The sequence below is a fragment of the Novosphingobium sp. NFX11 genome (assembly GCF_057376415.1).
Genome location: NZ_CP080384.1, coordinates 2,793,359 through 2,811,654 on the forward strand (window position 1 = coordinate 2,793,359; position 18,296 = coordinate 2,811,654).

An 18,296-nucleotide genomic window follows, 5' to 3' on the forward strand; every position below is an offset into this window, starting at 1 on the left:
ACGCCCCTCTCCACCGATCCGCGCCAATGAGAGCGGGTATCAGAACTGCATGTTGATCGAGCCCGAGATTGTGCGCGGTGCGCCGATATAGGCGTAGATGGTCGAAGTCGGATTGATGCCCGCATCATCGAAACCGCCGACGTAGAACTTGTCGAACAGGTTGGTGACGTTGAACTGCAGGTAGGTCTTCTCGCCCAGCCCCAGAAACCCGGCGTTGAGGCGCGCATCGAGGTTGACGGTGGTGTAGGCCGGAACCTTGGCGCCGTACACTTCGACCCCGGCGGTGGTGTAGACCGCCGAATTGGAGTCGTTGTAGTACCGCGCGCCGGTGCGCTTGGCCTCGAGCCCGACCGACAGCGGGCCGAACTCGCCCTGCACGCGGCCGCCCAGGGTGTACTGGGGGACGGCGCCCTCCATGTTGCCCTTGGTGGCGTAGTAGTAGGTGTCGCCCGCCGCCGAGCAGCCGTAGGCGCCGATCGGGTTGAGCGTTCCGGTCACCGCATTGGTGGTACTGCCGCAGGTGCCGCCGGCGACGTCCTCCTTGATCTTCGACCACAGGTACGAATAGAACACCGAGGCCGAGAAGTGGCTGTCCGGCCGCACCGCAAGGCTGGCGTCGATGCCGTAGCGCTCGACCTTGCCGAGATTGGTGTAGATCGAGGTCTGCGAGTCCGGGTCATAGGCCGAGGACAGGCGGTTGCTGAAGATCGTGTACCAGCCGCCCAACGATCCCTGCAACATGCCGCTCTGGTAGCGCACGCCGACGTCGAAGTTGTCGGTGGTCTCGGGCTTCGCCGCCGATGCCCCGCCCGAGTAGAACGCGTTATAGAGGTTATCGGTGCCCGGCACCTGGATGCCCTTCGAATAGTTGGCGAAGGCGGTGACGGCCGGGGCGATATCGAAGGTAGCGCCGATGTTCGGCAGGGCGCGGGTATACGAGAAGGTCTTCTGCATGGCGCCAACGTAATTGGTGCCGAGCGAGGTCAGGTAGGCCTCGTAAGTCGCCTGATCCTCGGTATTGGTGCTGAAGCACGAGACGCTGCCGCTGCCGCTGGCGCTGGTGGTCAGGCAGTTCTGCGTGAGGTTGCGGCGCAGGTTCTTGAGCGCAAGGCCCGCGTTGATATGCAGCGCACCGAACTCGCCCGAGTACTCGCCCGAGATCTGGTGCAGGATCGCATAGGACAGGCGATCACGCTTCTGCAGGACGTTGCCGCTGGCATCGACGAGCGGGTTGTCGTCATTGAAGTAGGAAGAGGCGAAGCCGTTGCTGTTCACGTAGCCCAGTTCGCCGGTCTGGTGGTGGCGGCCGCGATCCCAGGCGTAGGAGACGCGGAAGCGCTGCGTGTCGCTGAGGTCGTAGATCAGCGAGGCGAGGACGCCGAGGCGCCAGGTCTCGGTCTGGCTGGGGGCAGAGAGGAGCACGGTGTCGAGCGTGTCGCCGTCGCCGTTGAGGTCGACGCCGCCGAAGTACGGGGTGCCGCCGATGTAGCCGCTGATGGCAGTGCCGCCCGCATTGAACGAACCTTCCTTGGCCGAGGCGGTGCCGCCGCCGTTGGCCGAGGTGTACTGGAGGTAGGGATCGACGGTCAGGGTCAGGCGGTCGCTCAGCGTGAACTTGGAGTTCATACGGATGTTCCAGGTGCGCGACGGGTTGTAGCGCCACTCCCACGAAGCGCCGCAGGTGGTCGCCGCATCGGCCACGCCGGTTACGCCGTCGGCCGCCGAGCAGGAGTCGAGCGAGTAGTCGTCACGCTCGGCCTTGCTGGTCGGGAAGCGGCCCGAGCTGCTGGAATTGACGCCGGTGTTGTTCGGGTAATCGTCGGTGACGAGGCGGACCGAAGGATAGTAGTTGTTGTGGTTGACGTTGTAATGCCCGGCGATCGAGATGAAGTCGCCATTGTCGCCCAGCGGCTGGTAGATCTTGGCGTTGAGCTGGGTCTTGTCGATCTTGCCGATGCCGCCGTAGGCGACGTCATAGGTGTCCTTCGAGGCCGCGAACCAGGCGCGGGTACCGGACGAGTTGAGGTCGCCGGTGTTGATCATCCCGAATATGCGCATCTTGTTGTAATCGCCCAGCGTGCCGACCATGCGCGCGCCGAATTCGTGTTCGGGCACGATCGAGCGATAGTTCACCGTCGATCCCGAGGCCGAAGCGGTGGGCGAGATCGACGTCGGTGGTGCCAAGGTTGACGTTGACCTGCTCGATCAGCTCGGGGTCGAGCATCTGGTTCGAGTAGATCGCGTAGTTGCCGGTGTCGTTGAGCGGGATGCCGTCGAAGGTCTGCGAGATGCGGCTGTCGTCGAAGCCGCGGATCATCAGCGTGCCGCCCGAGGAGCCGTAGCCGTCGTTGTTCTGGAAGCTGACGCCGGGCATCATGTTGATGATGTCGTCCACCGACTGCCCGGGAGTCTGGCGGGCGATCAGCTCCTGCGTCATGACCTGCTTGGCCTTGGGGGTGTCGGGAATCTTGAGGCCCGCGATGGAGTTGTCGACCTTGCCGGTGACGACGATCTCGGAATTCTCGAAGTCGAGCGAGCCGGTCGACTGTGCACGCGCGGGGGCGGAGCCGAGCGCGCAAGCGACGGCGGCGCTCGCCGCGGTGGCGGCGAGCAGGCGATACTTCTGCATGTGAAACACGACCTCAAGCTGGCCCCTCGCGGGGCGTCAATGGCGCGGGATCATCCCGGTTGAGGAAGCACAATCGTCCGCCAACGGCTGTCTTCGATGGCAGCCCGTAATCCGCTGCCGGGACCGGCATAATCAAAGCTATGTGACGGTTTCAAGACACACTGGTGCGCGAAAGCATCGCGCGGGCACCGCTGTGGCGCGCTCGCCACATTTGTTGCAGGCGTGCTGATGTACAGCTGAAATATATCGATAAGGCCTACACAGCGCGACAAACGAAGCAGCACCGTGCCGCCCAGCGCCTCGGTTCGAATCGCTTTGGTGTGGTCAATGGGGCGATCGTGACTCGCTACCGTTGCCGTTCGCCATGCTGCCGGTCAGCGCCTCGACCATGGCGGGCGCCGGGCTGAGTTCCATTGGCGCGACGTGCAATTGGCGGCGGCGGGCGATGGCCTCGGGCTGCTCACGGCGGATCCAGTCCATCATGCCCTCGCGGATCTCGCAGCGCAGGTCAAACAGGGTGGGGCCGTCACGCGCGCTCATCAGCAGGCGTACCTCGAGGGTGGCATCGCGGCAGTCTGTGACCTGCAGGATCTGTGCGCGCTGGTCCCACAGGCGGTGGGCCTTGATCTGGCGGGTGTATTCCTCACGGATCGGGCCGATGTCCACGCCCTGGTCCAGGTACAGGAACACGGTGCCGAGCAACTGCGAGGTGGTCTTGGTCCAGTTCTGGAAGGTATCCTCGAGGAAGCGATTGGAGGGGACGACAAGGCGGCGGTCGTCCCAAAGGCGCACGACGACGTAAGTCGTGCGGATGTCCTCGATACGGCCCCATTCGCCGTCGAGGATGATGACGTCGTCGATCGAGATCGGCTCGGTCATCGCCATCTGGATGCCCGCGATGAGGGCCTTCAGCGCAGGCTGCGCAGCGGCGCCGACGGCCAGCGCGGCAAGACCGGCCGAGGCCATCAGGGTAACGCCGATCTCCTTCACCCCGGGGATCGAGGCGAGCATGCCCGAGATCGTCAGGAACACGATCAGGAACGTGCCGAGGCGGCTCATGATACCAAGACGCGTGCGGCGGCGGCGGGCGTTGCGGTTGTTCTCGACGGTGATGTCGGCCCGCAGGATCATCGCCTCGATGAAGGCGCGGAAGATCGCGATGGCCACCCAGCCGGTGAGGAGCGGCATGACGAAGGGGGCGAAGCGCTCCCACACCGCATCGAGCGCCGGGGCCTCACGCGCGGCGAAGACCACGCCGATGGAGACGAAGGCCCAGCGGGTAGGCCGTTCGAGCCGGTTGACGACGAGGCCGTCCGCATCGCTGGTGCTCCCCGAGCCACCCGGACGAGGACGCGGAACAGCACGGCGTGGATCACCAGTGCAAGCACCACGCCGATCAGCCCGGCGAGGATGGCGACCACGGGTCTTTCGGCCCAGTTCGGAAGGCCCGCGATGTGGCTCTCGATGAAGTCGATCATGGGGAGCAAACGATGCTGCAGTGCAGCAGTTTCGCAGGCGGTCGCATCAGTCGGGCGTTGCGCCGAGAACCCGCCCTTCGAGAAGCTCAGGGTGAGCGGGGTTTAAGGGCTATCCCCGAGTGAGCGAGACACGGGACGTCCCCTGAACCCGCTCAGCCTGAGCCTATCGAAGGTCCCGAGGCGGGGCGCAAGGCTCAGTGCGCCGCGCCCCAGCTCTCGCCGTGACCGATCTCGATCCCCAGCGGCACGTCGAGCGTCACGGCGGGCAGCGCCGCATCCGCCATCACCCGCTCGATCACCGGCGAGGCCGCCGCGACGTCGCCCTCGGGCAGTTCGAAGACGAGTTCGTCGTGCACCTGCAGCAGCATGCGCACGTTCGGCAGGCCCGCCTCGACCAGCGCCGGGGTCATGCGCGCCATCGCCCGCTTGATGATGTCGGCGCTGGTGCCCTGGATCGGCGCGTTGATCGCCGCGCGCTCGGAACCCTGGCGCTCGGCCTGGTTCTTGGAATTGACGCGCGGGAACCACGTCTTGCGACCGAACAGCGTCTCGGAATAGCCCTTGGCGCGCACGCTCTCCAGCGTCTCGTGAATGTAGCGCTGGATGCCCGGGAAGCGCTCAAAATAACGGTCGATCATCGCCTGCGCCTCGTCCGATGACGTGCCCAGACGCCCCGCGAGGCCCCAGCGCGAGATACCGTAGAGGATCGCAAAGTTGATTGTCTTGGCCCGCCCGCGCGTGTCGCGATCGACCGTTCCGAACATCTCCATCGCCGTGCGCGAGTGAATGTCCTCGTTCGCCGCGAACGCTTCCTTGAGGCTGGGCACGTCGGCCATGTGCGCGGCGAGGCGCAGCTCGATCTGCGAATAGTCGGCGGCGAGCAGGACATTGCCCGGCTCGGCGACGAAGCAGTGACGGATCTGGCGGCCGATCTCGGTGCGGATCGGGATGTTCTGCAAGTTCGGGTCGGTCGAGGACAGGCGCCCGGTCTGCGCGCCGACGAGGCTGTAGCTGGTGTGGACGCGGCCCGTCTCCGGGTTGATCGCGGCCTGCAGCGCCTCGGTGTAAGTCGAGCGCAGCTTGGAAAGTTGGCGCCATTCCAGCACCTTGGTGGCGACGATCTCGCCCTCGGCGGCCAGCTTTTCGAGCACCGACTGGTCGGTGGAATACTGGCCGCTCTTGCCCTTCTTGCCGCCCCTGTAGCCGAGCTTGTCGAACAGGATGTCGTCGAGCTGCTTGGGGCTGCCGATGGTGAATTCCTGGCCGACCTTCTCGAAGATCTCCTTTTCCAGCGCGCCGATCGCCTCGGCGAACTGGCTGGAAAGACCGGACAGTTTCTCACGGTCGACCTTGACCCCGTGGCGCTCCATTTGCGCCACGACCGGGATCAGCGGGCGGTCGACGCGCTCGTAGATGCGGGTTCCGCCTTCATAGGACAGGCGCGGTTTCAGCGCAGAGTGCAGCCGCCAGGTGACGTCGGCGTCCTCGGCGGCGTACTGCGTGGCGCGGTCGAGCGGAACTTCGCCGAAGGGGATCGCCTTCTTGCCGGTACCGCAGATTTCCTTGAAAGTCATCGTGGTGTGGCCAAGGTGGCGCTGCGAAAGCTCGTCCATGCCGTGGCCGCCGCCGATACCCTCGATCTGACGGCCGGCATCGAGGCAGAAGCTGACGATCATCGTATCGTCGATCGGCGCCACCGCTATGCCGTGGCGCGCCAAGACGTTGAGGTCGTACTTGATGTTCTGGCCGACCTTGAGCACCGCATCGCTCTCCAGCAGCGGCTTCAGGCGGGACACAGCGGCACCTAGCGATACCTGAACGGGCTTCTCCGCGAACATATCGCTGCCACCGTGGCCAAGCGGGATGTAACACGCCTCGTTCGGCCCGACCGCGAGGCTGATGCCCGCCAGGTCAGCCCGCATCGAGTCCAGCATCGAGGTCTCGGTGTCCACCGCGACAAGCCGCGCGGCGAAGGCCTTGGCGATCCACTCGTCGAGCTGCGCCTCCGTCGTCACGCACGCGTAGGCATCGCGATCGATCGCGGGCCACTGGGGCAGCGATTGGCGCGCAGCGCCTTCGGTCGGGCGGGCGGCGGCTATGATCGTCGCCTTCGCCGGGTTCAGCTGCGTCGCGCGCTCGGGGCTGCCGTGGCCGGTGTCGAGGCGCTTCAGGAGGCTGGTGAAGCCGTGGGTGGAGAGGAATGCCGCCAGCGGCTCGGGCGGGATCGCATCGAGCTTGAAGTCGTCAAGCGCCATCGGGAGGGTGCAGTCTTCCTTCAGCGTCACCAGCACCTTGGACAGGCGCGCCTGCTCGGCCTGCTCGATCAGGCGTTCCTGAAGCTTGGACTTCTTCATCTCCGGCGCGGCGGCGAGCGCGCTTTCGAGATCGCCGTAGTCTTGGATCAGCTTGGTCGCGGTCTTGGGGCCGACGCCGTAGACGCCGGGGACATTGTCAACCGCGTCACCCATCAGCGCGAGGACGTCGCCCACCTTCTCGGGGGAACGCCGAACTTCTCGATCACTTCGGGAATGTCGATGCGCTGGTTCTTCATCGTGTCGAGCATGTCGACGCAGCCGCCGCCGATGCCGCATTTGCCGACCAGCTGCATGAGATCCTTGTCCGAGGACACGATCGTCACGTCCCAGCCCTTCGCCGTGGCGGCGCGTGCGTAGGAGGCGATGAGGTCGTCTGCCTCAAGGCCCGGCTCCTCGATGCAAGGCAGCGAGAAGGCGCGCGTCGCGTCGCGGATCAGCGGAAACTGCGGGACCAGATCTTCGGGTGGCGGCGGGCGGTTGGCCTTGTAATCCACGTAGATGTCGTTGCGGAACGAATGGCTGCCCGCGTCGAGAATCACCGCCAGATGCGTCGGGCCATCGGCCTTGTTAAGATCCTCGGCCAGCTTCCACAGCATCGTCGTGTAGCCGTAGACCGCGCCCACAGGCGTGCCCACCGGGTTAGTGAGCGGCGGCAGGCGGTGATAGGCGCGGAAGATGTACGCCGAGCCATCGACGAGATAGAGGTGCTGCTTGGAATCCATGCCGCAACCCCTAGAGCATTCTGAAGTCGGCTGGAACAGCCGACGGCTCGCAGAATGCGGCAAACAAGAGCATATGGACCATCAGCTGAGTCAACCTGATCGGATGATGATCCGGCAACGCTCATTTCTTCTCCGCACAGGAACCGTTCATGTCCGCAGGTGTTTTCGCCGAGCGCTTGAAACGCCGCAGTGTGCCTCGTAACCACGGGTCTGAGCCCGTCGAAGAGGCTCACGCGGCGTTTTCGCCGACGGGGTAACTCGCAGAAAGAGGGATTGAATATGCGCAAGATCGTTTTCGTTGCTGTAGCAGCAGTGGCCGCCATGTCGCTGGCCGCCTGCTCGGAAAAGACCCAGGACGCCGCCAGCGAAGCCGCTTCGTCGGCCGGTGACGACCTCTCCGACACCGCCTCGGACGTGGGTGATGCGCTGGGTAATGCCGGCGCCACCGCATCGCAGGCCGCCAACGACACCGCCGATGCCGCCAAGGATGCTGCCAAGAGCGCCGAGAAGACCACCGATGACATCGCCGCCGACGCCGAGAAGGCCGCGAACGACGTCGCCAAGGAACTCGACGATCACACCGACGGCAACCCGCACACCAACTGATCTGTCGGATCGAAGAAACGGAAAAGGGCCTTCACGGCCCCTTTTTGTGTCCTTCGCCGTAGCCCGGAGGCTCAGCGCGCCGAGGCGCTGCGCGGGTAGTTCGGCCCTTCGGCCTGATAGCCGTTGTAGATCGTGCGCGCGATGTTGGCGATGCGCGTCTCGCGCCCGGGGCGACCGCCCTGCCCGGTCACGTAGATCGCAACCGCGAAGACCCGGCCATCGGGCGTCTGGATGATGCCGACGTCACTGGAGGTGTTGTTGAGCGAGCCGGTCTTGTGGGACACCTCCACCCCCGCAGGCAGTCCGGCCGGAATGCGGCGCTTGCCGGTCAGGCAGCGGCTCATCGCGCCGAGCAGGACATTGCGGCTCGACGGGCTCAGCCACTTGCCCTGGTAAATGCCCGAGAGCAGGTTCACCATGGCCTTGGGCGTGGCGCTGTCGCGCTTGTCGACGACGCGGGCGGGATCGATGGCGCCATCGTCGCGCACCAGCGTCGCGATGTCGCGGTCGATGTGCCAGTCGTCGATCCCGGCGCGCTGAATCCAGGCGTTGACTGCCTTGGGACCGCCGATGACCTTCAGCAGTGCGTCGGTCGCGTAGTTATTGGAGCGCGTGATCATCAGCTCGATCAGGCGCGTGGCAGACATGTACTCACCCGGCCGCACCGGTGCGATCGCGCTGGAGAACGGCGCCGAGCCGACCGGAACCATAAGCGGAAACTCGCTCGACAGGCTCCACTTGCCCTTGTCCACGCCTTCCAGGAAAGTCGCGGCGATGGCGATCTTGCTGGTGCTGGCCATCGGGAAGCGCTGGTCGCCCAGCACGTCGACCATGCGGCCGCTGGCGAGGTCCATCGCGGCGACGCCGATGCGGCCCTGCGAGGCATTGGCGACGGCTGCAAGCTGCTGGCCGAACGGCGAATTGTAGGTACGCGGCCCGCGCTGGTCCGTGCCGAAAATATCGTCGAAGCTGTTCTGGACCTGCACCACCTGCTCGGTCGGGCGGGAGAGCGGATCGATCTGCTCTGCCTGCGCGCCATGCGGTGATGTGACGGCCGCGAGCATCGTCGCAGCAGCGAAAAAGCGTCCGGCGCCCTTACGGCACCGCGCGAAAAGTCGGTCTGCCCCGGTCATGCAGCCCACACCCTACCTTCGTCCATATTCCCAAACGGTTAACGTTCCAGCGACGAAACGCCAGAGTCCAGCGATGAGTTGCATTGGACGTGCGGCGATTTCCCAAATGCGCACTTTCCTTTCACGCAGATGAACGAAGTTTACGCAGCCCGGGCCTTTGGGGGCTTCGACAAGTCAGCCTGAGCGGGGTGGATGTCTGCACTACCTCCGCTCACCCTCCGCTTGTCAAAGGGTCGGGCGCAGCGAAACCTCGCCAGAGCAAACAAAAGGGCCGGGAGATCGCTCTCCCGGCCCCTTCGATGTGCTGACGCTGGGTCAGGGCTTCATCAGAAGCCCATGTCACCCATGCCGCCCATGCCGCCGGGCATGGCGGGCATTGCGGGCTTGTCGTCGGCGCGCTCGACGATACCGGCTTCGGTCGTGATGAGCAGACCGGCAACCGACGAGGCGTCCTGCAGCGCGGTGCGCACGACCTTGGTCGGGTCGATGACGCCGGCGGCCTTCAGGTTCTCGTAGACGTCGGTGGCGGCGTTGAAGCCGATGCCTTCGTCCGCCTGGTCGAGCAGCTTGCCTGCGACGACGGCGCCATCGCTGCCGGCGTTCTCGGCGATCTGCTTGACCGGTGCGGTGATCGCCTTGCGGACGATGTCGACGCCGCGGGTCTGGTCTTCGTTGGCGCCCTTGAGGCCTTCGAGAGCGCGGGTCGCGTAGAGCAGCGCGGTGCCGCCGCCGGGGACGATGCCTTCTTCAACGGCAGCGCGGGTCGCGTGGAGAGCGTCGTCGACGCGGTCCTTGCGCTCCTTCACCTCGACTTCGGTCGCGCCGCCGACCTTGATGACGGCAACGCCGCCGGCCAGCTTCGCAAGGCGCTCCTGCAACTTCTCGCGGTCGTAGTCCGAAGTGGTGACTTCGATCTGCGCGCGGATCTGCTCGACGCGGCCCTTGATCTCGTCGGCCGAACCGGCGCCGTCGACGATCGTGGTGTTGTCCTTGTCGATGGTGACCTTCTTGGCCTGGCCCAGCATGCCCAGGGTGACGGTCTCGAGCTTGATGCCGAGGTCTTCCGAGATCATCTCGCCGGCGGTCAGCGTGGCAATGTCGCCCAGCATGGCCTTGCGGCGATCGCCGAAGCCCGGAGCCTTGACGGCAGCGATCTTCAGGCCGCCACGCAGCTTGTTGACGACGAGCGTGGCCAGAGCCTCACCCTCGATGTCTTCGGCGATGATGAGAAGCGGACGGCCCGACTGCACCACGGCTTCCAGGATCGGAAGCAGCGCCTGCAGCGACGACAGCTTCTTCTCGTGGATGAGGATGTACGGGTTCTCGAGTTCGACCGTCATCTTCTCGGGGTTGGTGACAAAGTAGGGCGAGAGGTAGCCACGGTCGAACTGCATGCCTTCGACGACGTCGAGTTCGAATTCGAGACCCTTGGCCTCCTCGACGGTGATCACGCCTTCCTTGCCGACGCGCTCCATGGCTTCGGCGATCTTCTCGCCGACTTCCACGTCACCGTTGGCGGAGATGATGCCGACCTGGGCGATTTCCGACGAACCGGCAACCGGGGTCGAACGCGCCTTGAGGTTTTCGACGACCTTGAGGACGGCGAGGTCGATGCCGCGCTTCAGGTCCATCGGGTTGGTGCCGGCGGCAACCGACTTCATGCCTTCGCGCACGATCGCCTGGGCGAGAACGGTCGCGGTGGTGGTGCCGTCACCGGCCTTGTCGTTCGCCTTCGAGGCCACTTCGCGCAGCATCTGCGCGCCCATGTTCTCGTACTTGTCCTTGAGTTCGATCTCCTTGGCGACCGACACACCGTCCTTGGTGATGCGGGGCGCGCCGAAGCTCTTCTCGATGACGACGTTGCGGCCCTTGGGGCCGAGGGTCACCTTGACGGCGTTGGCGAGGGTGTCGACACCGGCGAGAATGCGCTCGCGGGCGTCACGGCCGAACTTTACGTCCTTGGCTGCCATTTTAGAATTCCTTCAAAAAACAGATGGTAGGTCGGATGCTCAGGCGATGACGCCGAGGATGTCCGATTCCTTCATGATGAGCAGGTCTTCACCAGCGACCTTGACCTCGGTGCCCGACCACTTGCCGAACAGGACGCGGTCGCCGACCTTGACGTCGAGCGGGGTGATCGTGCCGTTCTCGGCGCGGGCGCCCGAACCGACCGAGACGATTTCGCCTTCAGCGGGCTTTTCCTTGGCGCTGTCGGGGATGATGATGCCGCCGGCGGTCTTTTCCTCGGCTTCAACGCGGCGCACGAGAACACGGTCGTGCAGCGGGCGGAAAGTCATTGGGGTGTCTCCCTAGATCCAACGAAGTATAAAACTGGACTTGGCACTCAGTGAAGGAGAGTGCCAACGGCGGAGATATGGTCCGGTGCCATGGGGCCGTCAATGGGGACTTCGCAGAAAAAATTTATCTGCCGTTCAACTTCGCGGCGAACTGGTGCGCCCGGTAGATGATCGCTCTATGACACTGCGACAGTCGGCGCAGAGATAGGCATCGACCGTTCGGGCACAAGGCCGAATCGATCGCGCCAGTGCCAGCGACCGAGCAGCAGGATCGCCGCGACCGTCAGGCCGACCGCGAGGCCGATCCACACGCCCACGCCCTTGAGCGGCGTGAAGAGGCCCAGCACAACCGAGGTCGCGAAGCCTGCCAGCCAGTAGCCGACGATGGCGATCAGCGCGGGAATCCGTGTGTCCTGCACACCGCGCAGCACGCCAGCGGCGATCGCCTGCACGCCGTCGGTCAACTGGAATATCGCGGCGATAAAGAGATACTGCACCGCCAGCGCGACCAGTGCCGCATTGGCAGGCGCGGACACGTCGACATAGGCGGAGATGATCGTGCGCGGAATCAGCAGCATCGCCAGCGCGGACAGCCCGACGAAGCCGAGGCCGATCGCGATCGCCACCCATCCCGCGCGCGCAATCGCGTCACGGTCGCCGGCGCCGTAGTGATAGCCGACGCGGATCGTCGCGGCCTGGCCGATGCCGAAGGGCACCTGGAAGGCGAAGGCGGCGATCTGCAGCGCGACGGTGTGCGCGGCCAGTTCGACCTCGCCGACCAGTCCCATCAGGAAGGCGGCGCCGGAAAACAGCCCGCCCTCCGCGATCAGGGTCGCCGAGATCGGCAGGCCCAGCCGCAGCATCTGGCGCAGGCGCTGCCATTCCGGCCGCCAGAAACGCCCGAACACATGGAAGCGGCGCAAATTACGGTCACTCCGGATGGCGACCACGTACGCCAGTACGGTGACGCAGGCCGTGATCGTGCTGGCCAGCGCCGAGCCGGTGAGGCCGAGCGCAGGCATGCCGAGGTTGCCGAACACCAGTGCATAGTTGCCCAGAGCGTTCACCCCTATCGACAGCGCGGTGATCACCGTCGCGAAGACCGGCCTCCCCAAGGCGGATACGAACGTACGCAAGACGTTGGCCACCGCCATCGGGACCAATGCCAGCGAGATCACGCGGATGAAGTGCCCGGAAATCGCCGAGACACGAACATTCTGGCCGGTCAGCATCATAATCTGCTCACCGAAGAAGCAGATGCCCACCGCCACCAGCCCGAGCCCGAGCGCCAGCCACAATGCCATGCGGGCGGAGCGCCGCACCTCGCGCACCGAGTTGCGGCGACGTCCGATCTCGGCGGCGATCAGCGGGGCTACCGCGCCGGTCACGCCGTTAAGACCCATCATCACCACTGCGACAATGGCGACTGCGAGGCTCGATGCCGCCAGCGCCTCCTGCCCCAGCCGCGCCACGAAGATCACGTCGACGGCGAAGACCGCCATTTGCAGCATATTGGCAAGCGCCAGCGGCCCGGCCAGCCGCAAGGTCGCGCGCAATTCCTCGCGCAAGGGGTGGTTGTCGCTTCTCTCCCGCATCGCGGCGGGCGATAGATGCTGGTCGGGATAAGGGGAAGCGATTTCCTCGGTAGCCTTACGGGCTGGCGCCGATGTATGACCCAGGCCCATGAAGCAGATCGTAATCCTCGGCGCCTTCGCGCTGGTCGGCGCACTCGCGGGGTGCGGCGACAAGGCCCCGGACCAGTCCTCCGCCAGCCCCGCCCCGGCCGCTACGGCATCATCGACCATTGCGTCAGCGGCCGTGACCGACCCCGCGCCGATGGCTTTCGCCACCTGCCGTTCGTGCCATTCGACTGAGCCGGGCCAAAACGGGATCGGACCGACGCTGCATGGCATCGTCGGATCGAAGGCAGGCGCGGTGGAGGGCTATGCCTTCAGCCCGGCGCTGAAGAACGCGGGGATCACCTGGGATCGCCAGAGCCTTGATACCTGGCTGCAGGGGCCGATGAAGATGGTCCCCGGCACGAAGATGGTGCTGCCCGTCGCCGATGCGCAGAAGCGCAAGGCAATCATCGACTATCTCGAAACGCTGAAGTGACGCCCGACGAAGCTCTTGCCCTTGCAAAAATCCAGCACCATCTGGCTCGCTGCACGCAGGCCGGAGATGCGGGCAAAGCGGACGCTTACGCGGATTGCTTCACGACGGACGGCGTTCTGGAACTGGCGCATGAGACGATCTGCGGGCGCGAGGCGATTCGCGCGTGGATGAGCGGACCATTAGTGATCCCCGCTCCGGCAGACGGCACGCCGGGTTTCGTCAGCCACCATCTGACGACCTGCCACGTGGAGTTCACCACCTCCAAAGAAGCGGCTGCGCGGACCTACTGGCTGGTGACGAGCGCCGCCGGGCTCGATCACAACGGCTTCTACCGCGATGACCTGCGCCGCGAGGACGGATGCTGGCGCATCGCCCGTCGCCGCCCGCGCACGCTGTGGATCAGCCCGGCGAGCGTACTCCACCGGCGCTGACCGACCGATTGCCAACGAAAGAGCCCTTGCGCGTATAGTTGCGCAAGGGCCTGTCGATCGACGTCCAGGGACCGGAACGTCGCGGGGGTACGAGATCAGGTCAGACCTTGCGTCCGGGCGGCGGGGCCTGCTCGGCCGGAGCCTCCGCCTTGGCCGTAATGGCCTGTGAGGGTGCCTTCGCCGCATCGCAGCCATCGGACGCGGCCTGCGTCATCTTCGGCTGTGCGCCCGATCCGTCCGAGCTGTAGGAAACCGAGCGCGTGCAGCCGCTGGCATCGGTGCTCGACGAATAATACGTCACATGCGCGCCCTTGGGCATGTCACCGACCATCGTGAGACCCGGCATCCCAGCACCGTCAGCGCTCGCCGCCGTCACTTGCTGCTGCAACCGGGCCGCCTTCTGCTGCATGAGTGCCGCGCGCTGCATTATGGCGTTCATTTGCGCGTCCATCATCACGGAGATCCGGTCCATATGCGCGAAGGGGTCGGCCATGACCGGCATGTCCGCCTGCTGCATGACATCGGCGGGCACGAACTGCACCTTGGGCGCAACGTCGCCGGTGTACTGGACGTGGACGACGGTGCCGTCGGGCGCATCGACCTTCATCGTATGCAACTGCGCGCTGGCGGCCTCCGCCACTCCGGCGCCAAGCAGGGCGAGCACGGCAGCGCCGACGAGATATTTCCTGGGGGCATTCGCATTGGGGATGTTCTCCTTCGTGACTCGACCCTTTGCGGATGCGAAGCTGCCTTCCCGAAGCTGAACGCAGGATTACGGAACCGGAACGCAAAAGGGCGGCGCCTTGCGGCACCGCCCTTTCCGTTATCTGCCCGGAAGAACCGGGAAGAAGATTACTTGAGCTCGACGGTGCCGCCGGCTTCTTCGATCTTCTTCTTGATTTCTTCGGCTTCAGCCTTGGTCGCGCCTTCCTTGACGGCCTTGGGAGCGCCTTCGACGAGAGCCTTGGCTTCAGCCAGGCCCAGACCGGTGATCGCGCGGACTTCCTTGATGACGTTGATCTTCTTGCCACCGTCGCCGGTGAGGATCACGTCGAATTCGGTCTTCTCTTCAACGGCTTCGGCAGCGGCGCCACCAGCAGCCGGGGCAACTGCGACAGCAGCAGCGGCGCTGACGCCCCATGCTTCTTCGAGAGCCTTGGCGAGGTCGGCGGCTTCCAGAACGGTGAGCTGCGACAGTTCTTCAACAAGCTTGGCGATATCGGCCATGATTATAACTCCTGATCTGTGGTCCACCGTGGGCCTCATGCCCGGCGGCGGAATAAATCGTAAGAAACGTTCTGCTTAAGCTTGGCCTTACGCGATTTCCGAGTCGCCGGGCGGGCCCGGCTGGAAATCGCTTGGGGCGAGCGCTCAGGCAGCCTTGTCGGCGTAGGCAGCGAAAACGCGAGCCAGCTTGGCCGCCGGAGCGGTCTGCAGCTGGGCGATCTTCGTCGCCGGAGCCTGAACGAGGCCGATGAGCTTGGCGCGCAGTTCGTCGAGCGAGGGCATCGAGGCGAGAGCCTTGACACCTTCGGGGGTCAGAACCTGCGAACCCATCGCGCCGCCGACGATCTCGATCTTGTCGGTCGTCTTGGCGAATTCAACGACGGCCTTGGCGGCTGCAACGGGGTCCACCGAAGAGGAGATACCCGTGGGGCCGGTCAGGAAGTCGCCGATACCGACGTAGTCGGTGTCCGCGATGGCAAGCTTGGCAAGACGGTTCTTCGCAACCTTGTAGGTCGCGCCCGCATCACGCATCTTTCCGCGCAGGGCAGTGGACTGGGCCACCGACATGCCGAGGTTGCGGGTGACTACCACCGCGCCGGCCTCTGCGAAAACCGCGTTGAGCGAGGCGACCGATTCGGCTTTCTGCGAACGATCCATGCCATACTCCTTCACAATGGCCACGAAAGGCGAACCCCTCGTAGCCGGCTACGTATTGTCCGGGGCGCTTGCAGCACCTCGGGCGAGTCCGTCGAAGGGGAAGGAGTTCTCGTGCATGACCTTTGGTCGAAACACGATATTGACACCACGCTTGAAGGAGTGGGGCCGGGTGATTTCCTTGTCCCCGTCTAGGCTGCGAATTAAGAGGGGAACCCTCAGCAGCGGTCTCGGACGGATGACAGACGGGAATCACCCCATCAGTCGGAGCGGGCCAATGGCGGATTGGCGGTTCTGAGTCAAGGCCGGACGGTCAGGATTGGCGGCATTGTACCTGGCTGCGGGCGACGACGGCGAGGATGGTGATGAGCGCCATCGCGGGCAGCGCCCCGTGCCCGAGGTGCCCCGCCGCGATCGCCGCAGCCGCGAAGGCGAGCAAGCCGTGACGCCAAGGTCCCGTCAACACCAGCCGGTCGCGCACGAACCACAGCGCCACCATGTAGACCGCCAACGGTACTGCGACGGCAAGGTTGCTCGCCAGCATGGGGGCGTGGTGGCCCTGCCCTGCGGCATTGTCGATGGCGACCGCAAAGCCCGCCCCAGTTGCGGCGCCGCCTGCGTATATCAGCGCATGAGCGTAGCTCCAGTTGAACGAACTGGAAAAGCGCTCCTGATCGAGCGGGCCTTCCTGCGAGAAATAGAGCCACCACATCGCGAACGTGATCGCCAAGGCCGACAGGGCGAGGACGATGAGTTCGGCGGGATGCCCTCCCGGAGCATCCGCGTATGTGAAGGCCGCCGCGCTGGAAAGGAGCACCTCGCCCAGCACGATGATGACGAACAGCCCATGCCGCTCGGCAACGTGGTGGTGGTGCCAGGGCGTCTTGCCGCGCGCTTCGGCGATGACGGGAACGGCCATCTCCATCAGCGCCCCTAGCGCGAACAGCCCCGCCACCGCGCCGAACTCGCCCGGGCGCAGCACCAGCAGCGCGAGCGTCCAGTACAGCTGCGTCACCGCGATCCCGAACGCATAGCTCACCGCCGTTGCCCGGTGACGCGGGTCGGAGCGCGCGGCGATCAGCCAGAATGCCACCATCGCCGCGCGCATGACGATGTAGCCGACGATCACCAGCGTCAGGCTGCCGCCCGCGAAGACGCGTGGAACCCCGGCCGCCACGGCCAGTGCCCCCGCCATGATGACGCAAGTAATGAGGCGATAGACCGGCCCGTCGCTGTCGTAGGCCGAGGCGAACCAAGTGAAATTCATCCAGGCCCACCACGTCGCGAAGAAGGTCATCGCAAACGTCGTCAAGCCCATCGCCGCGTGGCCTGCAGCCACCGCATGGTGCAGCCCCTCGGCGGCGCTGGCCACGGCGATGACAATGACGAGGTCGAACAGCAGTTCGAGCGGCGTGGAGACGCGGTGCGCCTCGTGCGGGTCGCGGGCGCCGAAAGGGCGCCAGCTACGGGTCTTGGTCATCTGTGCGGCGGGGCCCCTGCTGTTTGGTCGATGACCTTAGAGGCGAGACCACCGGGGCGGCAAGGCCCGCCGTGGCCCCGGGTTCAGGGCGCATCGTAGCCCAGCAGATCGCCCGGCTGGCAGCCGAGTTCGCGGCAGATCGCCTCCAGCGTGGAGAAGCGGATCGCCTTGGCTTTGCCGGTCTTGAGGATCGAGAGGTTGGCGAGGGTGATGCCGATCCGCTCGGCCAGTTCGGTCAGCGTCATCCGGCGGGCGTGGAGCAGGTCGTCGAGCTTGACCACGATGTTCGTGCCTTCCGTTTCGTCGCCCATCACACCATCCCTTCGAGGTCGGCACGCATCTGGGCGCCCTTGCGGAAGACGCGGGCGAGAATGAACAGGATCAGCATGAGCAGCAGGCCGTTGCCGTCGACGCCGCCGATCACTTCCAGGTCGGTATGGCCCTGGCCCTTGGTGAGCGCGTTGATCCACGCGCCGATGCCGGACATCGGCAGGCCGACCAACTGCACCGCGAGCGTCAGCCAGGCCATCTGCGTGAGGCGCGAGGCGTTGTCGGGCACGAAGGGATCGCCTTCGCCAACCGTATCGACGATGCGCTTGAGGAGCTGGAACAGGCGCAGCAGCAAGGCGCAGAGCAGTGCCGCCAGCAGCAGGATGCCCGCGATTGCCCAGAGGAACGGTCCAGTCGGCACGCCCTCCAGATGCTCTGCCAGCGCGGTGCTTGCGGGTCCGTGGAAGATCGCCAGCAGAGGCGCCGCCAGCAGGCTCGCGCCCATGCCGAGCGCCAAGACCGCCATGAGGAACCATAGAACGCCCTTGGCGATGGCGAGGAGCGGGTCACGGGTGATCGTGTTCATCGTCTGGTTTCCTTCCCGTCCGGATCACATGAGCGCGGGGACGACCCGCGCTCCGATGACGATCACTTGCCCGTGGGCCGATGCTTCCGCGGGGGCCGTGACGGTGGGGAGCCAGAAGCCTGCCAGGAAGAGCGTGGCAAGGAGCAGCGAGAGCAGAGGCGGTGCCATCCGGGGCGTGTCAGGACGGATCATTGTTCGTTCTCCGATATGCTTGATATCGAAATTCAATAAATCCAATTCTGCATATCGTCAATCAATAATATCGAAAAACGATATGTTGCCGTTGGCGCGCAAAAAGGGGCGGCTCCGGTCTGGAGCCGCCCCCGTTGGGGCTCGACCATGTCGCCGGGCGT

17 protein-coding genes and 1 pseudogene are annotated in these 18,296 nt (G+C 65.2%); 3 read left to right on the forward strand and 15 right to left on the reverse strand.

Annotation, left to right across the window (positions count from 1 at the left end; all coding sequences use genetic code 11):
* Positions 1-39: 39 nt before the first annotated feature.
* The 4 genes and pseudogenes from KZO24_RS14370 to polA form a co-directional block, all read right to left on the reverse strand.
* On the reverse strand, positions 40-2,088 hold the full coding sequence (locus KZO24_RS14370) for a TonB-dependent receptor domain-containing protein (RefSeq protein WP_486487183.1): 2,049 nt from the start codon (positions 2,086-2,088) through the stop codon (positions 40-42).
* A complete protein-coding gene (locus tag KZO24_RS14375) occupies positions 1,973-2,629 on the reverse strand; it encodes a Plug domain-containing protein (RefSeq protein ID WP_486486489.1) in 657 nt (218 codons plus the stop codon). Before KZO24_RS14375 ends, KZO24_RS14370 begins: the two co-directional genes overlap by 116 nt.
* 324 nt (positions 2,630-2,953) lie before the next feature.
* The gene (locus tag KZO24_RS14380; protein ID WP_486486490.1) at positions 2,954-3,883 is read right to left on the reverse strand and encodes a mechanosensitive ion channel family protein; all 930 of its coding nucleotides are present in this window, start codon (positions 3,881-3,883) and stop codon (positions 2,954-2,956) included.
* Positions 3,884-4,301: 418 nt separating this feature from the next.
* Positions 4,302-7,144 (reverse strand): annotated as a pseudogene (gene polA / locus KZO24_RS14385) (DNA polymerase I).
* 279 nt (positions 7,145-7,423) lie between these two features.
* Between polA and KZO24_RS14390 the strand changes: the two are divergent.
* Positions 7,424-7,750 carry a hypothetical protein gene (locus KZO24_RS14390; RefSeq protein WP_271182455.1) on the forward strand — a complete coding sequence of 109 codons (327 nt, stop codon included), beginning with the start codon at positions 7,424-7,426 and terminating at the stop codon, positions 7,748-7,750.
* Positions 7,751-7,821: 71 nt separating this feature from the next.
* Here the strand turns inward: KZO24_RS14390 and KZO24_RS14395 are convergent, their stop codons facing one another.
* The 4 genes from KZO24_RS14395 to KZO24_RS14410 form a co-directional block, all read right to left on the reverse strand.
* The gene (locus KZO24_RS14395) at positions 7,822-8,883 is read right to left on the reverse strand and encodes a serine hydrolase (RefSeq protein WP_271182456.1); all 1,062 of its coding nucleotides are present in this window, start codon (positions 8,881-8,883) and stop codon (positions 7,822-7,824) included.
* A 326-nt stretch (positions 8,884-9,209) separates the two neighbouring features.
* Complete coding sequence (groL, locus tag KZO24_RS14400) at positions 9,210-10,853, reverse strand: chaperonin GroEL (protein ID WP_271182457.1); 1,644 nt, start codon at positions 10,851-10,853, stop codon at positions 9,210-9,212.
* Positions 10,854-10,892: 39 nt separating this feature from the next.
* Positions 10,893-11,180, reverse strand: coding sequence for a co-chaperone GroES (gene groES, locus KZO24_RS14405; protein WP_271182458.1), 288 nt, complete (start codon positions 11,178-11,180; stop codon positions 10,893-10,895).
* 176 nt (positions 11,181-11,356) lie between these two features.
* Positions 11,357-12,775, reverse strand: coding sequence for an MATE family efflux transporter (locus KZO24_RS14410; RefSeq protein ID WP_486487184.1), 1,419 nt, complete (start codon positions 12,773-12,775; stop codon positions 11,357-11,359).
* 88 nt (positions 12,776-12,863) lie between these two features.
* Between KZO24_RS14410 and KZO24_RS14415 the strand changes: the two genes are divergently transcribed.
* Both KZO24_RS14415 and KZO24_RS14420 read left to right on the forward strand, forming a co-directional pair.
* On the forward strand, positions 12,864-13,295 hold the full coding sequence (locus KZO24_RS14415; protein ID WP_486486491.1) for a c-type cytochrome: 432 nt from the start codon (positions 12,864-12,866) through the stop codon (positions 13,293-13,295).
* Positions 13,292-13,726 carry a nuclear transport factor 2 family protein gene (locus KZO24_RS14420; RefSeq protein WP_486486492.1) on the forward strand — a complete coding sequence of 145 codons (435 nt, stop codon included), beginning with the start codon at positions 13,292-13,294 and terminating at the stop codon, positions 13,724-13,726. The genes KZO24_RS14415 and KZO24_RS14420 overlap by 4 nt, the downstream gene beginning before the upstream one ends.
* Positions 13,727-13,826: 100 nt before the next feature.
* On the opposite strand, the gene KZO24_RS14425 is transcribed toward KZO24_RS14420, so the two are convergent.
* From KZO24_RS14425 to KZO24_RS14455, 7 genes are all read right to left on the reverse strand, one after another.
* Positions 13,827-14,390: a hypothetical protein gene (locus KZO24_RS14425; RefSeq protein ID WP_486486493.1), complete on the reverse strand. Its 564-nt coding sequence runs from the start codon at positions 14,388-14,390 to the stop codon at positions 13,827-13,829.
* Positions 14,391-14,578: 188 nt separating this feature from the next.
* The gene (rplL, locus tag KZO24_RS14430; RefSeq protein WP_008829397.1) at positions 14,579-14,953 is read right to left on the reverse strand and encodes a 50S ribosomal protein L7/L12; all 375 of its coding nucleotides are present in this window, start codon (positions 14,951-14,953) and stop codon (positions 14,579-14,581) included.
* A 144-nt stretch (positions 14,954-15,097) separates the two neighbouring features.
* On the reverse strand, positions 15,098-15,610 hold the full coding sequence (rplJ, locus tag KZO24_RS14435) for a 50S ribosomal protein L10 (protein ID WP_008829398.1): 513 nt from the start codon (positions 15,608-15,610) through the stop codon (positions 15,098-15,100).
* Positions 15,611-15,920: 310 nt separating this feature from the next.
* Positions 15,921-17,087, reverse strand: a complete 1,167-nt coding sequence (locus KZO24_RS14440) for a low temperature requirement protein A (protein WP_285020507.1) — start codon at positions 17,085-17,087, stop codon at positions 15,921-15,923.
* A gap of 83 nt (positions 17,088-17,170) precedes the next feature.
* Positions 17,171-17,398, reverse strand: coding sequence for a helix-turn-helix domain-containing protein (locus tag KZO24_RS14445; RefSeq protein WP_285020508.1), 228 nt, complete (start codon positions 17,396-17,398; stop codon positions 17,171-17,173).
* On the reverse strand, positions 17,398-17,943 hold the full coding sequence (locus tag KZO24_RS14450) for a DUF2975 domain-containing protein (protein ID WP_285020509.1): 546 nt from the start codon (positions 17,941-17,943) through the stop codon (positions 17,398-17,400). The genes KZO24_RS14445 and KZO24_RS14450 overlap by 1 nt, the downstream gene beginning before the upstream one ends.
* A 24-nt stretch (positions 17,944-17,967) precedes the next feature.
* A complete protein-coding gene (locus KZO24_RS14455; protein WP_285020510.1) occupies positions 17,968-18,135 on the reverse strand; it encodes a hypothetical protein in 168 nt (55 codons plus the stop codon).
* Between the last annotated feature and the right edge of the window lie 161 nt (positions 18,136-18,296).